We start from the raw sequence: 18,453 nt of genomic DNA on the forward strand, positions 1-18,453 counted from the left end.
CTTGGGGGGAAGTAAGGTGCCTCCGCAGTTGGAACTGAGCGACTGGCAATGAGGAGGAGGGCGGGGGCTCTCTTGGCGGAGAGGGAGGCGAAAGGCGGGGTGACCTCGCGATGGCGGGAGAGGAAGGAGGCGCCTCTTGCGCGCCAGCACGAAATGAACGGCAGCGAGCGCGGCAGAGCGCAATGACGAGGCGGGAGGCGGCGCTTGGCTGGAGAGCGGGGGAGGAAGGGGCGCCGGGCGTGCCATGGCGGGGGAGGGGCGCCTTCCGGCGTTCGGCGTATCAAGGGCGAACGAAGGCGAAGGGGCGCGCAATGACGGCGCAGGCAGGACGCGCCCTCGGGCGGGAAGGGGCGGTCAGGGAGAGGAAAGGCGGTTCCGTCTTCGATAGCCCCGTCGCTGGAGGAGGATGTTGTGTGGCGCTGTCCGCTGGTCATCGTATCGAAAGCGCTGAAGCGGCGCGGGGGCGCAGCAAGCTGAACCGACGATGTCGTGGAGCGGGCAAATCCGCCCGGACGCGGACAAGCAGCGCGTCATGTCGCGAGGGGCTGAAGGAGGATGCTGCGGCGCAGACCGCCGCTCATGAGACTGGAGGGAGATGACCATGAACGCGCAAGAAGTGATCGGGTTGGCAGGCGTGCCGATCATCATCGGGCTGGTGCAGTTGATGAAGCCGTTTGTCACAGACTCGCGCTTCTACCCGTTGATCGCGCTCGGCGTGGCGCTGGCGCTCAACTTGGGGGCAGCGTTCTTGCTCGACGGTGATCCGCGGCAGGCGGCGTTTGCTGGCGTTGTCGCGGGGCTTGCCGCAGCCGGGCTGTACGACCACGGCAAGGCGCTCATCGCTCGCTGACGCGCATCCGAAAGAGCGCGAGGGGTGAGCCGGCGTAGCTCAGGCGCATGCGAGGGATGGTGCCCATGGTGCATTCCCCTATCCTCCAGCGTGACGTAGCTCAGGCGCATGCGAGGGATAGGTGTCTGCAGAGGTAGGGTGGAGGACACGACAGGGGGGAGGTGCGTGCAGGGACGGGATGCTTGCAGAAGGTAGCGTGGAGTGCCGGGAGATCGCCCGACCGCTCGGTTATACTGCCGGGCATGAGCCCTCGGCCGCGCTCGCTCGCCAGCCGATTGCGCCTCACCCAGCGCCGTAAGCGGACGATCCTCGGCGCTGTCGAGCCCCTGTTAAAGCTCGGCTGGGCGGGGTGGGGCGTTCTCTCGGGCGACCGGAGGCGCCGCTGCCGGCGAGAGGACCTCCCGCACGACGGCCTGAAAATCCTCGTCGTGCGGCTCGATACGATCGGCGATGTCCTGCTCTCCGAGCCTGCCCTGCGGGCGATCCGTGCGCGCTTTCCGCGAAGCGAGATCCATCTGATTACCAGCCCGGCCGGGGCGGCGGTTGTCGAAGGGACTGCCGCCGTGGACCGGATCATCGCGTTTCGCGCGCCTTGGCACGCTGCCTGGCGCGGGCAGCGCGTCGGCGTGCGCGACGTGCTGGCGACGGCGCAGATGATCCGAGCGCTGCGGGCGGAGCGCTACGACCTCGGGATCGAACTGCGCGCCGATTTCCGGGATATCGCCTTTCTTGCTGTTACCGGCGCCCGCGTCACGGTGGGCGATTCGTGGCGCGGCGGCGGCTGGCTGCTGACGGTGGACGCCCGCGCGCCGGTCGAGGCGCATCGCGTCGAGTTTGCGCTGGCGATCGCGGCAGCAGCGGGGGCCGACCCCACGCCGTCCCGTCCCCAGATCGTGCTCTCGGAGTCCGACCGCGCCGCCGCCGCGCGCGCCCTTGCGCCGCTCGCCGGCCGCCGCTTCGTCGCCTTCCATCTTGGCGCGGGGTTCGCAAGCAAATGTCTGCCGGTCGAACACTTCGCCAAAGTTGCGGGAAAACTGGGGCGCGAACGGGCGGTCGTCGTTATCGGAGGCGCCGACGAGCGGCCGCTGGTCGAGCAGTTTCGCCGCCTTGCGCCCGTGCCGGTGCTCGATCTCGTCGGGAGGCTGTCGCTGAAGGAGACGGCGGCGCTGCTCGAGCGGGCCGATCTTTTTGTCGGCAACGACTCAGGACCGATGCATCTGGCAGCGGCAGTCGGGCGGCCGATCGTCACCTTCTTCGGCCCGTCAGAGCCGCACAAATATCGGCCGTACGGCGTTGTCCAGCGGCTGCTCGAGATCGATCTGCCCTGCCGGCCATGCGACCACGTCCATTGCGTCCATGAGGAGTTTTTCTGCATGACCCGGATCGCCCCGAGCGAGATTGTCGAGGCGGCAGAGGAACTGCTTGCCGAGGCTGCCGATCGGTTTCCGCTACGATCCGGTCCATCAGTACGCTAGCATCCGGCGAGCACGCAAGTGGCGAGGACGACATGAATGGGTCGATGCGCGAGTTAATCGCGAGCGAGCTAGTCGCAAGCGCGGAGGCGAAGCGTTGGGTGGCAGCGCACTTGGCGGATGCGATCGCCCAAGCCGCGGAGGCGGCTATCACCGCGCTCCGCGCCGGTAAGACGCTGCTTTTTGCCGGCAATGGTGGCTCCGCCGCCGACTCGCAGCACCTCGCGGCCGAGTTTGTTGGCCGCTTCATCGACGACCGGCCTCCGCTGCGCGCGCTCGCGCTCACCGTCGACACCTCGGCGCTGACCGCAATCGGCAACGACTACGGCTATCAGCACGTGTTTCAGCGGCAAGTGGAGGCGCTCGGCCAGCCTGGCGACGTCCTCTTTCTGATCTCGACGAGCGGCAACAGCCCGAACCTGCTCTGCGCGGCCGAGGCGGCGCGCGCCCGCGGCATCACGACCGTCGGGCTGCTCGGCCGCGACGGCGGCAAGCTCGCGCCGCTTGTTGATATTCCGATTGTCGTGCGTCACGCCCACGGGCGGCGGGTGCAGGAATGTCACATCGCTATCGGCCACGCCATCTGCCTCGCCGTGGAAGCAGCGCTTTTTGGAGAAGCCCGACGCTATGGCGGACCCTGCGCCTCGCTACCATCCGATCGATTTGACCGCGGTTCGGACGCGCCCGCTCGCTGAGCGGCCGAACAAAGTGGACCGCCAGCAGTTTGCTCGGCCGGGCCGGCCGGGGCGCACCGTCGCCGACCTGATCGATGGACTGCCCTACCAGCTTGGCGCGGTCGAATTGCGCGCGGTCGTCGCTGCCGTGGTCCGCGCCTACCGCCTTGGCAAGCCGGTCATTTGGGGCATGGGCGGCCATGTCATCAAGACCGGCATCAGCCCGCTGATCATCGACCTGATGGAGCGCGGCATCGTCCGGGCGCTCGCGCTCAACGGCGGCGCCTCGATCCATGATGTGGAGATCGCGCTCATCGGCGGCACCTCGGAGGATGTCCAAGAGGGGCTGCGCGACGGCTCCTTCGGGATGTGGGAGGAGACGGGCCGCTTCTACAACCAAGCGGTGAATCAGCGCCGCGGCGGGCTTGGGAGGCGGCTGGGCGAAGCACTGGTCGCAAGCGGCGCCCCAAACTGCGACTTGTCGGTGCTGGCGCGCGCCTACGAGCTGGGCATTCCGGCGACGGTCCATCTCACCCTCGGCGCAGATATCGTCCATATGCATCCGGAAGCGGACGGCGCAGCCCTCGGCGCGGCGGCGTTCGAAGACTTCCGGCTGTTCTGCTCCGTCGTCGCCGACCTCGGCGGCGGCGGCGTCTACCTTAACGTGGGGTCGGCGGTGGTGCTGCCCGAGGTCTTCTTGAAGGCGCTCACGGTGGCGCGCAACCTCGGCCATCCGGTCGTCGACTTCACCACAGCAAACTTCGACATGATCCAGCAGTACCGGCCGCTCCAAAACGTTGTGCGGCGGCCGACTGAGGGCGTCGGGCGGGGGTATGCCCTGATCGGCCAGCATGAGGTGCTGCTGCCGCTCTTTTATCAAGCGATTATCGAGCAGGTGGGAGCGTGAGACGGGCGCTCTTTCTCGACCGAGACGGGACGCTGAATGTCGAGGTGAACTACCTCAGCCGTCCTGAGGACCTGGTGCTGATTGACGGCGCCGCGGAAGCGCTGGCGGAAGCGCGGCGGCAGGGCTGGGCAATGGTCGTGATCACGAATCAGGCGGGGGTCGGGCGCGGGTACTTCACGCTTGAGACGCTGGAACGGATCCATGCCAAGCTGACCGACGAACTGGCCCGCTACGAGGTCGCGCTCGACGGGATCTACGCCTGCATTCATCATCCGGATGACGGCTGCCGCTGCCGCAAGCCGGAGCCCGGCATGATCCTGACCGCGGCCGCCGACCTGAACATCGACCCGACGCAATCGTGGATGATCGGCGACCGCGCGAGCGACCTTGAAGCAGGCCGGCGCGCCGGCTGCCGGACGGCGCTCGTCCTGACGGGCTACGGCGCGGTCACAGCCGCCGAAGGCTACTATGCCGATCTGGTCGCGCCGGACTTGCCGGCGGTGGTGCGGTGCATTCTCGAGCGGGAGGCGCGATGACGGCGCTGGCGACGCTGGTCGACCGGTTCGTCGGCAGGCGGGTGCTTGTGGTCGGCGATGTGATGCTCGACGAGTATCTGCGCGGCACAGTGCGCCGGATCTCGCCCGAGGCGCCGGTGCCCGTGGTGGAGGTGCGCGAGCGCTTCTGTCTCGCCGGCGGCGCCGGGAATGTTGCGATGAACTTGCGGGCGCTGGGCGCCGAGGTGGTGATCGCGGGCATTGTCGGCGCGGATGAGTTCGGGCGCGAACTGCGCCGGCTGCTCGATGAGGCGGGGGTCGACTGCTCGGGAATTGTCACCTCAGCCGAGCGGCCAACGACGATCAAGACGCGCATCGTGGCCGGCGCGCAGCAGGTGGTGCGGGTCGACCGCGAAATCGAAGACGACCTCACCGGGGCTGACCTCGAGACGCTCGCCGCAGTGGCGGTGGCGCAGCTGCGATCTGTCGAAGCGGTGATCCTGCAGGACTATGACAAGGGCGTCTTTGCGCCGGCGCTGCTGCAGCGGGTCCTTGCGGCGGCGCGCGCCGCGGGCGTGCTCATCGCTGTCGACCCGAAGCGGCGACACTTTTTCGACTTCGTCGGCACGACATTGTTCAAGCCGAACGTGCGCGAGGCGGCCGAGGCGCTGGGCTGGCTGATCCGCAGCGAGCGCGAAGAGGATGCCGCCGGACGCGAACTGCTCCGCCGTCTCGCCTGCGAGCAGGTGCTGCTGACGCTCGGGGAGCGGGGCATGGCGCTCTATCTTGCTGATGGGTCGGCGGTGCGCGTGCCGGCACGCACTGCCCGCGAGGTGTTCGACGTGTCGGGCGCGGGCGATACCGTGATCAGCGCGGCAACACTGGCGCTCGCGGCGGGCGGCAGCGGAGTGGAAGCGGCGCAGCTTGCGGCAGTCGCTGCCGGGATCAAGGTCGGCAAGCTCGGCGCTGTGCCGGTTTACCGCGAAGAGGTGCTCCAAGCGCTGGCGGAGGGCGACTCGTGAAGTCGGCGTGGCGCCGCGCGCTGGTGCCGGTGGGGCTGGCGCTCATCGACCTCGTGTTGGTGAACCTTGCCTTCATGGCGGCGTATTGGCTGCGCTACACCCTTGAAATCGGCCGGCAGGTTCCTGAGGAGAGCTTCGTCAGTCTCGAAGAGTACTTCCCGCTCCAGGTCTTGCTTTCGGTTGTCCTGACGACCTCGTTCATCGCCTTTGGGCTCTACCGCAAGCCGATCCAGCGCGGCTTCGTCGATGAGGTTGCGCTGCTTCTCTCCTCGAGCAGCGTCGGGATGATGATCGTCCTCGCCTCGATCTTTCTCTTCCAGGCCTGGAACTGGTCACGCCTGCTGTTCATCTATGTCTGGGCGCTCACTTTGCTGTTCCTCAGTCTCTGGCGGCTGATCAAGCGGCGGCTCGTCGTCGCGCTCTATCACCGCGGGCGGGGCGTTCGGCGGGCGATCGTGGTCGGCAATACGCCGATCAGCCTGATGGTGATGCACCTGATGGCGACCGATGTCGGGCTCGGCTATAAGCTGCTCGGCTTTGTCTCCGACGGCGACCTCCAGTCGGTCGGTCGCTTTCCCTGCCTCGGCAGCCTCGATCAGCTCGGACAATTGATTGAGGACTACCGCATCGATGAAGTGGTCATCGCCGTGCCCTCGTCATCGCACCGGCAGATCTTCGAGATCGTTTCACGCTATCAGGAGAATGGCGTCGCGTTCAAAGTAGTGCCCGACCTCTATGAGCTGTCGCTGCGGCAGGTGAGCGTGGACGATCTTCGCGGCGTGCCGCTGATCGGACTGAAAGAGGCGAAGCTGTCGCCGACAAGCCAGTTTCTCAAGCGCACTCTCGATATCGTCGTCAGTTTGACGGTGCTTGTCGGGCTTGCGCCGCTCTGGCTGCTGCTTGCGCTGGCGATCAAGCTCGACTCGCCGGGCCCGGTGCTCTTCCGTCAGAAGCGCGTCGGTCGGGATGGCAAGGAGTTCGAAATCTTCAAGTTCCGCTCAATGCGGCAGGACGCCGAGCGTGAGCGCTCGACCCTGGAAGAGCTGAATGAAGCGGAGGGCCCGATCTTCAAAATCCGCGAGGATCCGCGCCGGACCCGCTCCGGCCGCTTCATGCGGCGCCTGTCGCTCGATGAAGTGCCGCAGTTCATCAATGTCCTGCGCGGTGAAATGAGCGTCGTCGGGCCGCGTCCGCTCATTCCCGAAGAAGTCGCGAAGCAGGACGACTGGCACCGCAAGCGGCTGCAAGTGCAGCCGGGGATGACGGGCCTCTGGCAAGTGAGCGGCCGCAGCGACCTGCCTTTCGATGAGATGGTGCTGCTCGACATCTACTACATCGAAAACTGGTCGCTCAGCCTAGACCTGAAGATCCTCATCCGCACTATCCCCGCCGTCTTGACTGGCCGCGGCGCCTACTGAGTCTGCTCGCCCCGACAACGAACGGCCCCTTGCGACGCGCGTGGGACGTCCCGCATCGCTCTGCGAGAGAGGGCCGACATCAGCAAGGCAGGGCGCTCCTCATCGAGCGGGGAGGTATTCCGCGCTGATCCGGCTTCTCTGCGGTGGGACGAGGGCGGGCATCGGTGCCCTGCTGAGGGGGCGCTGCTGGCCCCCCTGCATTCGCTGAGGCGGGGAGCGGCAACGATGCGCGAGAGCAGCCTGCGCGGCGGTCCGTCTCCTCCCCGGGGCGGTAGTGCTGCCCTCCGCGCCCGGCCGAACGCAGCGGCGCGAGCCGGCGCCGCTGCGCGCGTTGACTGGGCGCAAGCCGGCGTTGATAGGCCTGGCAATGCCGGCCGTCTTGAGGCCGGCGGGAGCGGCGAAACGAGGAGCGACCGCAAGCGGCGCGGACGCCACGTCGCGTTTCGCGGAGAGGGGCTTGCTTGCGCCTCGCAAGTGACCGGCCCTCTGCGCAGCACCGCAAGGCCGAGCTGCCGGCACGCTCGCTTCGGCGGCCGGCAGTCGCGATGATACCGTCGGCGATATTTCGGGCCGGACCCGGCGCTCCGCCGGGCGGGCGCCGGCGAGCGTGGCGCGCTCTCGCGCGGGGGCAGCGGACGCCGCGTAGGGCATGCCGCCACGAGCCCCTTCTGAGGGCGTCGCCGAGGCGGCTGCTCCGCACGGAGGATGGCGGGAGCGTCAGGCGGTCCGACGCGCGCAGGCCACGCCGCGATTGGATCTTTTCCTTGCGAGACGGGGCGCTACCTTTGGGCCGATGGCCGGCCGGAGGAGGAGGCGATGGCTGAGGCGCGGGTGATGATCCCCCACGTGTCCATTCCGTATGCCTACCGCTCGCTCGATTGGGACACCCTCGTGCGCGAATACCCCCCCGCGCCCGGCTTCTTCGCCACCACCTATCTCAGGTCGCCGGAAGAGATCCGCGCGCTTCAGGAAGCGCGCCTTCCCCGCGCCCTCGCCCACGCCTACGCGACGCCGTTCTACCGCAAGCGCTGGGACGCCGCCGGGATCGACCCGCGGACGATCCGCACCCTCGAGGACCTGCAGTCGATCCCGACCTACGTCGTCGACGACATCCGCCAGAGCATCGAGGCGCACCCGCCCTTCGGCGATTACCAAGGGCTGACCTTCGCCGACGCGGCGCGCGAGCCGCTGCGCATCTTCACCAGCGGCGGCACGACCGGCCGCCCGCGTCCGACGATCTACAGCCAGTGGGATCGCAATGTCGGCGCGATCTTGCGGGCGCGCGCCTTTTATCTGGCGGGCTTTCGTCCCGGCGACCCTGTCCAGAACACGATGCTCTATTCGACGCACAACGGCGCCTTCATCGTCGACGAGGCGCTCTACAACTGGTGCGGCTGCATCCCCGTTACCACGAGCGCCGGGATCGTGACACGCTCGCGCCGCCAGATCGAAATCATGCGCGACTGGGGTGTCCGCGGGCTCGTCAGCTTCCACGATTTCTTGATGCATCTTGCCGAGACCGCCAAGGAGATGGGGCTCGACCCCGCGAAGGACCTCCAGCTTCGCAACATCAGCACGATGGGCGGCAAGCCGCGCGACCTCGAAAAGGCGTGGGGCTGCAATGCCTCCGAAAGCTACGGGATGCACGAGGTCCAAGTGGTCGCTTCCGAATGCCCGGTCAAGGAAGGCATGCACCTCTGGCTGGACGCCTTTGTGGTGGAGATTGTCGACCTCGAGAGCGGCGCGCCCGTGCCGGACGGCGAGGTTGGGTCGATCGTTCTGACCGCGCTCTACAAAACCGGCGCGCCCGTGGTCCGCTATGACACGAAGGACACGGCGCGGCTGCTCTCGCGCGATCGCTGCGCCTGCGGCTCGAGCTTGCCGCGCATCTCCAGCATCCTCGGCCGCGCCGACACGATGGTCAAGCTGCGCGGCGTCAACATCTGGCCCGAGGCGTGCGGCGAGATCGCCCGGCGCGACCCGCGCGTCGCCGGCGAGTTCTTCTGCTACGTCGAGCGCCGCGGCACCCGCGACGAGATGGTGCTGCTCGTCGAGCGGAAAGCCGAGGTCGAAGACGAGGCTGCCCTGCAGCGCGACCTCGCTGCGCTGCTCCGCGCCGAGCTCGGCGTCGCCATCATTGTCGAGGTGCGTCCGCCCGGCGGCACCCAAGAGTTGACCCGCTTCGGGATCGAAGCGAAGCCGCGCCGCTTCGAGGACCGTCGTCCGAAGGCGTAAGCGGCGGCGCCGCTCCTCGCGCGTTCCTCTCCGCCTCTTCGCGAGGAGTGCGTCGAACTGGCGCAGAAGACACGGACCCGCGCTCGACCCGCTCCGCTCCGCCGATAACTGTGCTGCCCGACCGGCAGAGGCGGGGCAGCCAGAAGGGCGTCATTTCGCAGCGGCAGACACTCACGGTCCGTGTGCATGCACGCTGCCCCTGTTGCCTTCGGGACGCGCCTTCTCCCGGCAAGGAACGCGCTCATGCCGAGAATCGCAGTGCCGCCAGCGGGAGGCGTCAGATGAACGCAATAGCAAGGTGAAGGTCGCGCCCCTGCTGAGGAACGGGATTGCCGCGCCAGCCTGCGGCTGGCTCGCAATGACGGTGCTGGCGGCCGGCTCGCCGGCGAAGGGAGGTGATGAAATGGGTCGTGGCGGCAGGGTCGGGCGTTCATGGTCAGTCTTTCTAGTTGGTCATTGCGCAGTGGCGCTTGGTGCGCGCGTAGAGCTTCCCCGCGGCCGGCATTGGGCGGGGTGGCGCTTGGTGGGCGCGTAGAGCCTCCCCGCGGCCGGCATTGGGCAGTGGAGGCGACAGGCGAGCGCGTGTAGAGCCTCCCAACCGCCGTCATTGCGAGCGAGCGAAGCGAGCGGGCAATCTCGGCCGTCTTATTGCTGGGCGCAGCGGGTGAGGGCACGGTTGCTGCGATCCACGGCTCCGAGCGGCTCTTGTGACGTTGCAGAAGCATGCGAAGCAGTGACGCTTGGTGCGCGTGTAGAGCCTCCCAACCGCCGTCATTGCGAGCGAGCGAAGCGAGCGCGGCAATCCCGATCGTTTCGCCCCGAGGGGCACAGGGTCGCCGACGGAGAACGTGCGCGGGATGGTTCGCCTCGCGTTGAGGTGCCGGAGCGGTATGGGGCGGGGGGGATCGTCAGGGAGCGCTGTACCGCTTGCGCGGCTGAGGGAGTGGCGGCGATGACTTGCTGGCCGGGGCGGCTGGACCGGCGCGCTGCGGATGATCGCCCTGAGCGCGCTGACTGGCGCAGGGCGTCGTCTTCGTCGGCGCGGTCGTTATGGCCGTCGGCGTGGCTGGCTCGCAGCCGGCAGTAGCGCACCCCCTGGAAAAGCGTCACAATACACTTATGGCGCCCTGGGTAGGCAGCGCCGGCGCTGCGCTCGCACTCGGCATCCTCCTCGTCGCAAGCGGTCTGTTTGTCCTCTTCATTGCGCCGCGTCCGCCGCTCTGGATGCTGTTCGGTCTTGCGCTCGCGCTCGCGGGGTTTTTGATCGCCCGCCGCGCCGAGTCGCGGGCGGCGCGCCTTGCGGGCTTTCTGCTTCCGATCGCCGGGCTCGGGTTCGCTGGCCTGTCACTCGGCTGGCTGATAGGGCTGTATGACCTGCGAGTGTGGCGCGACTATCTGTTGCTCAATCCGGTCGGCTTTGCCCTCGCGGCGCTCGGCGTCCTTGGGGCGGCGGCATTCATCCGCGAGGGAGCGCAGCTCCTCCTCGACCGCCAGTGGCGCGCGGGAACGATCTCGCTCAGCATCGGCGTGCTCGGCTTGCTGCTGCTCGGCGGGGCGGTGGTAGGCGTACTGCTGCGCAGCGTGGCGCTGATGACGCTGCTGGTGGTGGGAGCCGCGATCGTGGCAGTGATCGTCACGAGTGCCGCGTCAATCTTTGTCCAGCCCAGCAGTGTCGCCGCTGCCGCGGGGCCGCGCCTCCCAGGCGAAGTGCCGCTGCCGAGCGGAGGAAGCGCCCGGTGGCGGCAAGGGGCATTGCCGACGCCTGCTGCTCCCTCCTCTTCCCACGCGGACCCGCTCGCCTCCGCGCTGCGTCGTCCCGACCACGTCACCGAGCTCGACCTCGCCGGCCGCGGGCTCACCGCTCTCTCCCCGGAGATCGGTCGGCTGCGCCATCTTCGGTCGCTTGACCTCGGCGAGAAACTGGGCCCCGACGACACTGTTCTCAGCAATCACCTGCGCAGCCTTCCCGCGACCGTTGGCGCCTTGCGCCAGCTCGAAACGCTCAACCTTGCCGCCAATGCCCTTGACTCGTTACCCGAGGAGTTCGCATGGCTGGAGCGCCTGAGGCGGCTCGATCTCAGCTTCAACCGCCTGCGCGAGCTTCCTCCCGCGCTGCGCTCCCTCCGCTCTCTCGAAACGCTCCGCCTCGAGCGCAACAGACTCGAGGCGCTCCCCCCATGGCTCGGCGAGCTGCGGGCGCTGCGCACGCTCGTGCTCGCCGACAATCGGATCGCGGCGCTGCCCGACACTATCGGCGCGCTTGGCGCGCTGCGCACGCTCGATCTCTCCCACAACCAGCTGACCGCGCTGCCAGAGACCCTCGGCGAACTCGAACACCTCGAAAGCCTCTCGCTTTACGCCAACCAAATTCGTGAGCTGCCGCGCTCCTTCGGTGCCCTCCGCGCGCTGCGGATGGTGGCCCTCGGCGGAAATCCGCTCGACCTCGAGCGTGTCCTCGCGCTCTTGGCGCAGCTGCCGGCACTCGAAACGCTTGATTTGCGGTCGGTCGGGGCGAGCGTGCTGCCAGCGACAATCGGGCGCTTCCCCGCTCTCCGGACGCTGATCCTTCGCGGCAACGCCCTCCAAACGCTTCCCGACACACTCGCCAATCTGACCACGCTCGAGGGCCTCGACCTTGCTCACAATCAGTTTCGGGAGGTGCCGGCGGTCACGCGCCGGCTGCCGCTGCGTCGGCTCGACCTTGACGGCAACCCGCTCGTCGTTCACTAAAGGTTTACCTGCGCTTTCCCGTCCGTTTACGGAAAAACTGCGCTCGTTAATCTGGTCGCGCCGATACTCCCGTTGGCCGACCCGCCAAGGAGCATTCGAATGTCTGCCGCACTGATCCGGTGCCGACTGCGGAGCGGCAGCGGCTGTTGCGTTTGCGGGGTGCACCCTTCCTTCCCCGCTGCTCGCCCGCGCATCAGCAGGCGCGGCTGCGGCTTCCTGCTGAAGGGGAGGACGCAATGGAGACCATGATGGAGCGGGTGCTCGATCGCCGGATTGCCGGCGCGGTCAATTTCCGCGATATCGGGGGCTATCCCGCACGGGGTGGACGCGTCCGCTGGGGACGGGTCTACCGCTCCGGGCTGATGCACGCGATCACGCGTGACGGCTTGGCCATCCTCGCGAATGAGCTTGGGGTGCGCACCGTCATCGACCTTCGGACCCCCGCTGAGCTGCAGGCAGGATTGCTCCCGCTCGCTGAGTATGGGATCCGGCACGTCCATGCTTCGCTGCTCGATGTCGCCGACGTGTCGGCGGCGATGCAGATCGAGCGGGTGATGGCGATGTTCGCGGGCACCTACGATTGGGCCGGCTCCTACCTCGCGATGGTGGAGTCGTCACCGGCGATGTTCCAGCGCGTGTTCGAGACGCTCGCGGAAGCTGGAACCTTGCCGGCGGTCGTGCAGTGCAGCGGCGGCCGCGACCGAACGGGCGTCACGATAGCGCTTCTGCTGGCAGTGCTCGGCGTCGCGCCGGAGACAATTGCGGCTGACTATGCCCTAACTGGCGATGCGCTTCTCCCCCATCTTCATCACTTCGCCAGTTTCGCTGCCGCTGCGGGGTATACCCTTGAGGACATGGCGCGGCTCGTGCGCACCACCCCCGACGCGATGCTCGCCTTCCTCGCCCGGATCGAGGAGCGCTACGGCTCAGCGGAAGGGGCGCTCCTCGCTGCCGGCGTCCGTCCTGCTACGATCGCGGCGCTGCGCGAGGCGCTGCTCGAGTAGCCCGCCGCGTTGGACCGTTCAAGCCGCGAGCGTCCTGCTGCCGGCTGCAGCGCGGGGGGCCGCGCTCCCCTCACTAGCATGCGCGCTCGCTGCGGCGAGCTGCGCCACGCTGGCGGGCAGCAGGAGGTTTGATGACAGTCTACGCCTATTCAGTCATCTTGCTCCGCGTCGCCGATGTCGCGCGGGAGGCGCGCTGGTATCGCGAGGCGTTCGGCCTTGCGCCGCGCCGCGAGGAGGAAGGGCGGCTAGTCACGTTTCGCGTCCCCGGCGGTCCGGATTTAGAGCTTGCTGCCGGGGGACGGCCCCTCCCGCTCGTCGCCGACCGGATCGAGGTGCCGTGCATCCCGATTTTCCATGTTGATGATGTCGCCGGCGTGCTCGCGGCGGCGGTCGCCGCAGGCGGCCGTCTTGTGAATGCGCCGTTCACGCTTGCCACCGGCTCCACGCTCGCCTACGTCGCCTCGCCGGAAGGCCATGTGATCGGGCTCTCCTCCCGCAACCAGAGCGCGGCGTCCTAAGGCGCTGCCGGGCAATGCGGCGCGGGCCGATGCCCGACCAGCGCGCTGCGGCCGCAGCGGTCGGCAGGAGCGTTGCTCCGCGCGCCGGCGCGGACGGGAGCCGCGCTTTCAAGGCCGTCTCAGCCGCCCGCCACGCACCGTCAGGAGAGAAGGGAGAAGCTGGCGGCGCGCGTCTCCGCCTTAGTCCGGCCGGCGCGCTGCCCGCGGGCATATGCCGGCCGCGGTCGTAGCGCGTCTTTGCTTCTCCTCGCGCTCGCGGCCGTGGTAGCATGGAGGTGCCATGCGCAGGGCAATGGTGCGTCCGCTCGGCCGACCTGCCTGTCGCTCGCTCCGGTCGCCGCTCGAGGGGCTCTGCGGCGGGAGGGAACGATGAGCATCTATGTGCTCACGGAGCGGCGCGTCGCCGCGGAGGACCTGCCGGCCTATCTCGACCTGATCCGCCAGACGCGGGAGCGATGGGTGGCAGGAGGCGGCCTGCTGTTCAATCGCTTAGCGATCTCGGTCGACGATCCCACCCACGTTCTCGGCATCACGCGCTGGCGCACTGCCGAAGCCTTCACGACCTCATTGCGCGAGACGCCGCCAGAACTGCTGGCGGCCTTCGCAGCGGTCGTCGAAAAGGGATATGGCGATTGGCAGTTCTACCGGCCGGTGCGGGAAATCGAAAACTTCGCCTTGCGTGCCCAGTTTCTTCTCGTCGAACTGCTGACAGTGCCGTCGGACGAGGTCGAGCGCTTCCTCGCCACGTGCCAGGCGGCGCAGGAACGCGCCATCCAGCTGCCCGGGATCGCGGCGTCGCGGCTCCTGCAGGCGGTGGACGATCGAACGCGCATCCTCGGCATTTGCGAACTGGCAGAGGAGGAGGCGGCCTCCCGCCGCCAGGCGCTGCTCGAGGAGGTATTCGGCGCGTTTCCGCACGTCGCAACCCGCTCCTTCAGCGGCCGGATCGGCGCGCAATGGGAGCTGCCGCCGATCTCGGCGCGTCCTCCGCTGTGAGCCTTTAGCCGCATCCGCGATCGTCCGAAACATCTCTCGAGAGACCGAGTGCGCGCCGGCGTGTCAGGGGGGTCCGGCGCGCTTCGCGGGAGCGGCGCTGGCCGTATCAGCAGGGTGCGGTCAGGGCACGGAGCGAGATGAAGACGATCGCGGTTCTCCTTCTCGTTACGCTCGGCGCTGGCTTCGCGAGCTTCGGCGTGACAGCCGTGCTCATCAGCGCGAGCGTCAAACCGGCGAGCGCGGACAGCGTTCCCGATCCTGCGGCGGTGCGGCCGGTTGCCGTCGCCGCGACCCCCGCCGCGCTGCCGACCAGCGCGGGAGGGCCAGCGGCTGGGCGGCTGCCTGCGGGCGCTGCAGTCTGGCGGCCGGAAGCGGAGGGCGTGCCGCGGCCGCTCTCGCCGCTCGAGGTGCCGGCGTACCTCGAGCGCACGGCGGTCATTCAGCTCGGCATCCGTGAAGGTCTGCTCGACCGGAAGCTCGTCATCGCCTACCGGGCTGAAAGCGGCACGCTCGTCGCTGAGCTGCGGCTGCGGCCCGACCCCCGCCAGCGGGAGTTTGCGCAAGTGCTCGTTCAGAGCCTAGTCTCAAGCGTCCAAGCGCTTGAGCTTCCGATCCGCGCTGTCCACGTGTCGGTCGCCGACGCGGCGGGCCGGCTGCGCCTCGTCGCGGAGGTCGGGGGGGAGACGGCGCGCGCTCGGCCGGCCCTCTCGTGGGAGCAGTCGGCGGCGGGCACCCGGGCGTTTCTCGCGTGGGCGGCCGCCGGGCACGGGGGGACGACCCCTGAGACGCGAGTGACGCTCTCGGGGGAGTGGGCGCAATGAGCCGTCGTCTTGTCACGCGCCGGCGCTTCCTCGCCGCGGCAGGGGGCGGGGTGCTCGGGAGCATCGCCGGGCAGCGGGCCGTGCCGGCTGCAGCGGCCGAGGACCGCGCGACCACGCCCGCCGAGGCGTTTCGCCTGCTGATTGAGGGCAACAACCGCTTTGTCGCCGGCCAGCCGACGGTCGCGGCGCGCGCATCGGCACACCGCGTGGACCTTGCCCGCGGCGCGCGGCCGTTCGCGGCGGTGCTCACCTGCGCCGACTCGCGCCTTGCGCCGGAGATCGTGTTCGACCAAGGGCTCGGCGCGCTCGTTGTCGTGCGGACGGCTGGCAACGTCGCTGACGCGGCGGCGGTCGGCTCGCTGGAATTTGCGGTCGAAACGTTCCACCTCCCGCTTATCATCGTCCTCGGCCACGAAGGGTGCGACGCCATCCAGTGGGCCATCGATATGCTGCGCGCGGGGACTGCCCCGCCCGGCCAGCTCGGCGCCGTTCTCGATGCTCTTCGTCCCGCAGTGCAGCTTGCTCGGCTGCGCGCGCAGCTGGCGGCGCTGCGGATCCCTCCCGACCCCGAAGGCGACCTTCTCGAAGAGACGATGCGGGCTCATGTCGGGATGGTCGTCGAGCGGCTCCGTCGCGCCGAGCCGGTGTTCGCGCCTCGTCTCCAGCGCGACCGGCTGCGCATTGTCGGCCTCCGTTACGCGCTGGCGACCGGCGGCGTTGAGATCGTCGCCTAAGCCGGCCGCCCACCCGCTGCATATTGACACTCGTCGATGAATTGGCTACGCTGCTTATCGACGCGTGTCGATGTAGTTGCACGACGCAAAGGAGGGGCGATGACGAAGGAAGACCAAGTGCGCGCGGCAGTCCGCGAGAAGTACGCCGCAGCGGCGCTCGCAGTGCTTGAGGCGGGGAGCGCGGCATGCTGCAGCAGCTCCTGCGGCGCTGAAGCAGGCACCGCGCTCTACCGGGCGGAGGATCTGCGCGATCTTCCCGCCGGGGCGGTGAACGCCTCGCTTGGCTGCGGCAACCCGACCGCTCTGATCGACCTCCGGCCGGGAGAGATTGTGCTCGACCTTGGCTCGGGCGGCGGGCTCGATGTCCTGCTGTCGGCGCGTCGGGTCGGCCCGACGGGCAAGGTGTACGGCGTTGACATGACCGAGGAGATGCTCGACCTGGCGCGGCGCAACGCGCGCGAGGCGGGCGCCGAGAATGTCGAGTTCCTGCGAGGAACGATCGAAGCGGTGCCGCTGCCGGACGCGAGCGTCGACGTCGTCATCTCGAATTGCGTGATCAACCTCTCGACGGACAAAGCGGCAGTCCTGCGCGAGGCGTTTCGGGTGCTTCGCCCGGGCGGCCGCTTCGCGGTGACCGACGTGGTGGTGCAGGGCCGCGCCTTCGGGCCGGCGACGGCCGAGGCGCTTGCGCTCTGGGCGGGCTGCATCGCCGGCGCTCTGCTCGAGGAGGAGTATCACCGCCTGCTGGCGGAGGCGGGCTTTGTCGACGTTGCGATCGAGGAGCTTGCCGAATATGGCAGAGGAAGCAGCCTTCAACTGGAGCCCGGGCAGCGCATCATCTCGGCCTTTGTTCGGGCGCGCAAGCCCCTTTGACATGGGCGCGGCGGCGTCCTATGCTGAGCAAGTGAAGGAGCGGTCGCGCCGCCGAGCCTCGTCCGTCCGCCGCGCGCCGCACTGCTCACCGGCTCCGCCGGTTGCTGTGCCGACGGCGCTGATGCGTCTGCTCAAGGTGCTTGCCGACGAGACGCGCCTGCAGCTGCTCGGCCAGATCGCGGCGGCCGGCGCGCCGATCTGCGTGTGCGATCTCACTGCCGGCGCGGCGGTCCATCAGCCGACTGTCTCCCATCACCTGCGGCTGCTGCGCGAGGCCGGGCTCGTTGATGCGGTCCGGCGTGGTCAGTGGGCGTATTACTTTTTGCGCCCGGATCTCCCGCCGCTCGCGCGCGCCGTCATCGACGAGCTCCGCGCCGCTCACTCGCTTGGCTGCGACGCTCCCGGCACGTAGCCGCCCTCGGTCAGCAGGCGCTCGACCGAGCGCGCGGAGACGCGATAGGCTGTCTTTTTCTCGTCAATCGGCTCACCGTCGAGCCGGCCGGACCAAATCATCCGCCGCAGGTTCTCGCGCGTCACCATCAGGCGCTGGGCGGCTTCTTCCTCGGTCAGGTAGTCGCTCATGGGTCGCTCCTGTCTCATGTGGCGAGTATCGCCCGCGCAGGGCTTGATAGGCCAAGGCGCCGAGCGCGGCGCCGAGCACCGGGCCAAGGACGTAGATCCAGCCGTCGCTCCACACCCCGCCCACGATCGCCGGGCCGAGCGAGCGGGCGGGGTTCATCGAGGCGCCCGAGACCGGACCGCCGAACAGCGCGGCGAGCGCCACGGTTCCCCCAATGGCGATCGCGGCTGCGTGGCCGACGGCGCGCGTGTCCGTCGCCACGGCCATGATGACAAACATCAAGAGAAACGTGAGCACCACCTCCAGCGCGAGCGACTGGACTGCTGGCCCGCGTGGGGTCGTCGCGCCGAGGCCGGCGATGTCGCCGAGGATCAGCCGAAGCAGCGTCGCCGCGAGCGTCGCGCCGGCGAGCTGAGCAAGCCAGTAGGCTGGGACGAGCCGGGGCGGGAAGTGCCGTGCGAGTGCGAAGGCGAGCGTCACCGCTGGATTGAGGTGCGCGCCCGACAGGTGGCCGGTCGCGTAGATCATCGCCATCACGATCAAGCCGAAGACGAGTGCCACGCCAAGGTGGGAGAGCGCGCCGCCGCTCGCAGCGTTCACCATGATCGCGCCGCAGCCGGCAAAGACGAGCAACGCCGTGCCGAGCAGCTCGGCGCCGCAGCGCCGCCAGTCGTCGCCCGTCATGCTCGAACCGGACGATTCACGTTCACAAAGAGGCTGACCCGCTGCCGGATCTCCTCGCGCACGCGCCGAAACGTCCGCAGCCGCTCTTCTTCCGTGAGGGCGGGGTCGGCGGGGTCATCGAAGCTCCAATGAATGCGCTTCGTATCACTCGGGAAGACCGGACAGCTCTCCTTGGCGCGGTCACAGACCGTGATGACGAAATCCCACGGCTCGTTGAGGAACTGGCTGAGATGTTTCGACTCTTGGCGCGAGACGTCGATCCCCGCTTCGCGCATCACGACGACGGTGAGAGGGTGCAGCCCTTTCGGCTCGGTGCCGGCAGAGTAGGCGGCAAAGTCGTCGCCGCCCAGCTCCCGCAGCCACGCCTCCGCCATTTGGCTGCGCGCAGAGTTGCCGGTGCAGAGAAAGAGAACCTTCTTTGGTGTGGGCATCGGCTGCCCC

General features: G+C 68.6%; 18 protein-coding genes. 16 read left to right on the top strand and 2 right to left on the bottom strand.

What is annotated here, in order from left to right; translation table 11 throughout:
- Positions 1–595: 595 nt before the first annotated feature.
- From NZ773_11840 to NZ773_11915, 16 genes are all read left to right on the top strand, one after another.
- Complete coding sequence (locus NZ773_11840; protein MCS6802614.1) at positions 596–850, top strand: hypothetical protein; 255 nt, start codon at positions 596–598, stop codon at positions 848–850.
- Positions 851–1,092: 242 nt separating this feature from the next.
- Complete coding sequence (locus NZ773_11845) at positions 1,093–2,325, top strand: glycosyltransferase family 9 protein (protein ID MCS6802615.1); 1,233 nt, start codon at positions 1,093–1,095, stop codon at positions 2,323–2,325.
- Positions 2,326–2,369: 44 nt separating this feature from the next.
- Positions 2,370–3,017 (top strand): SIS domain-containing protein, encoded by a 648-nt coding sequence (locus NZ773_11850; protein MCS6802616.1) that lies wholly within the window; start codon positions 2,370–2,372, stop codon positions 3,015–3,017.
- Positions 2,950–3,903: a hypothetical protein gene (locus NZ773_11855; protein MCS6802617.1), complete on the top strand. Its 954-nt coding sequence runs from the start codon at positions 2,950–2,952 to the stop codon at positions 3,901–3,903. Before NZ773_11850 ends, NZ773_11855 begins: the two co-directional genes overlap by 68 nt.
- Positions 3,900–4,439, top strand: a complete 540-nt coding sequence (gene gmhB, locus NZ773_11860) for a D-glycero-beta-D-manno-heptose 1,7-bisphosphate 7-phosphatase (GenBank protein MCS6802618.1) — start codon at positions 3,900–3,902, stop codon at positions 4,437–4,439. The genes NZ773_11855 and gmhB overlap by 4 nt, the downstream gene beginning before the upstream one ends.
- Positions 4,436–5,419: a D-glycero-beta-D-manno-heptose-7-phosphate kinase gene (gene rfaE1, locus NZ773_11865; protein ID MCS6802619.1), complete on the top strand. Its 984-nt coding sequence runs from the start codon at positions 4,436–4,438 to the stop codon at positions 5,417–5,419. The genes gmhB and rfaE1 overlap by 4 nt, the downstream gene beginning before the upstream one ends.
- A complete protein-coding gene (locus NZ773_11870) occupies positions 5,416–6,837 on the top strand; it encodes a sugar transferase (protein MCS6802620.1) in 1,422 nt (473 codons plus the stop codon). The genes rfaE1 and NZ773_11870 overlap by 4 nt, the downstream gene beginning before the upstream one ends.
- 816 nt (positions 6,838–7,653) lie before the next feature.
- Positions 7,654–9,072, top strand: a complete 1,419-nt coding sequence (locus tag NZ773_11875) for a hypothetical protein (protein MCS6802621.1) — start codon at positions 7,654–7,656, stop codon at positions 9,070–9,072.
- A 1,119-nt stretch (positions 9,073–10,191) separates the two neighbouring features.
- Positions 10,192–11,802 (top strand): leucine-rich repeat domain-containing protein, encoded by a 1,611-nt coding sequence (locus NZ773_11880; protein MCS6802622.1) that lies wholly within the window; start codon positions 10,192–10,194, stop codon positions 11,800–11,802.
- Between the two features lie 236 nt (positions 11,803–12,038).
- Complete coding sequence (locus tag NZ773_11885; protein ID MCS6802623.1) at positions 12,039–12,806, top strand: tyrosine-protein phosphatase; 768 nt, start codon at positions 12,039–12,041, stop codon at positions 12,804–12,806.
- A 131-nt stretch (positions 12,807–12,937) separates the two neighbouring features.
- Positions 12,938–13,324, top strand: a complete 387-nt coding sequence (locus NZ773_11890) for a hypothetical protein (protein MCS6802624.1) — start codon at positions 12,938–12,940, stop codon at positions 13,322–13,324.
- Between the two features lie 369 nt (positions 13,325–13,693).
- A complete protein-coding gene (locus NZ773_11895) occupies positions 13,694–14,320 on the top strand; it encodes a hypothetical protein (protein ID MCS6802625.1) in 627 nt (208 codons plus the stop codon).
- Between the two features lie 137 nt (positions 14,321–14,457).
- Positions 14,458–15,141: a hypothetical protein gene (locus NZ773_11900; protein MCS6802626.1), complete on the top strand. Its 684-nt coding sequence runs from the start codon at positions 14,458–14,460 to the stop codon at positions 15,139–15,141.
- Positions 15,138–15,875, top strand: a complete 738-nt coding sequence (locus NZ773_11905; GenBank protein ID MCS6802627.1) for a carbonic anhydrase — start codon at positions 15,138–15,140, stop codon at positions 15,873–15,875. The genes NZ773_11900 and NZ773_11905 overlap by 4 nt, the downstream gene beginning before the upstream one ends.
- Positions 15,876–15,974: 99 nt before the next feature.
- The gene (gene arsM / locus NZ773_11910) at positions 15,975–16,748 is read left to right on the top strand and encodes an arsenite methyltransferase (protein ID MCS6802628.1); all 774 of its coding nucleotides are present in this window, start codon (positions 15,975–15,977) and stop codon (positions 16,746–16,748) included.
- Between the two features lie 121 nt (positions 16,749–16,869).
- Positions 16,870–17,160, top strand: coding sequence for a metalloregulator ArsR/SmtB family transcription factor (locus tag NZ773_11915; GenBank protein ID MCS6802629.1), 291 nt, complete (start codon positions 16,870–16,872; stop codon positions 17,158–17,160).
- 72 nt (positions 17,161–17,232) lie between these two features.
- On the opposite strand, the gene NZ773_11920 is transcribed toward NZ773_11915, so the two are convergent.
- Both NZ773_11920 and NZ773_11925 read right to left on the bottom strand, forming a co-directional pair.
- Entirely contained in the window at positions 17,233–18,012 is a 780-nt protein-coding gene (locus NZ773_11920; GenBank protein ID MCS6802630.1) for an MIP family channel protein, read from the bottom strand.
- Positions 18,009–18,443: an arsenate reductase ArsC gene (locus NZ773_11925; GenBank protein ID MCS6802631.1), complete on the bottom strand. Its 435-nt coding sequence runs from the start codon at positions 18,441–18,443 to the stop codon at positions 18,009–18,011. The genes NZ773_11920 and NZ773_11925 overlap by 4 nt, the downstream gene beginning before the upstream one ends.
- Positions 18,444–18,453 lie beyond the last annotated feature (10 nt).

The organism is Dehalococcoidia bacterium (assembly GCA_025054935.1).
Taxonomy (GTDB): Bacteria; Chloroflexota; Dehalococcoidia; order SpSt-223; family SpSt-223; genus JANWZD01.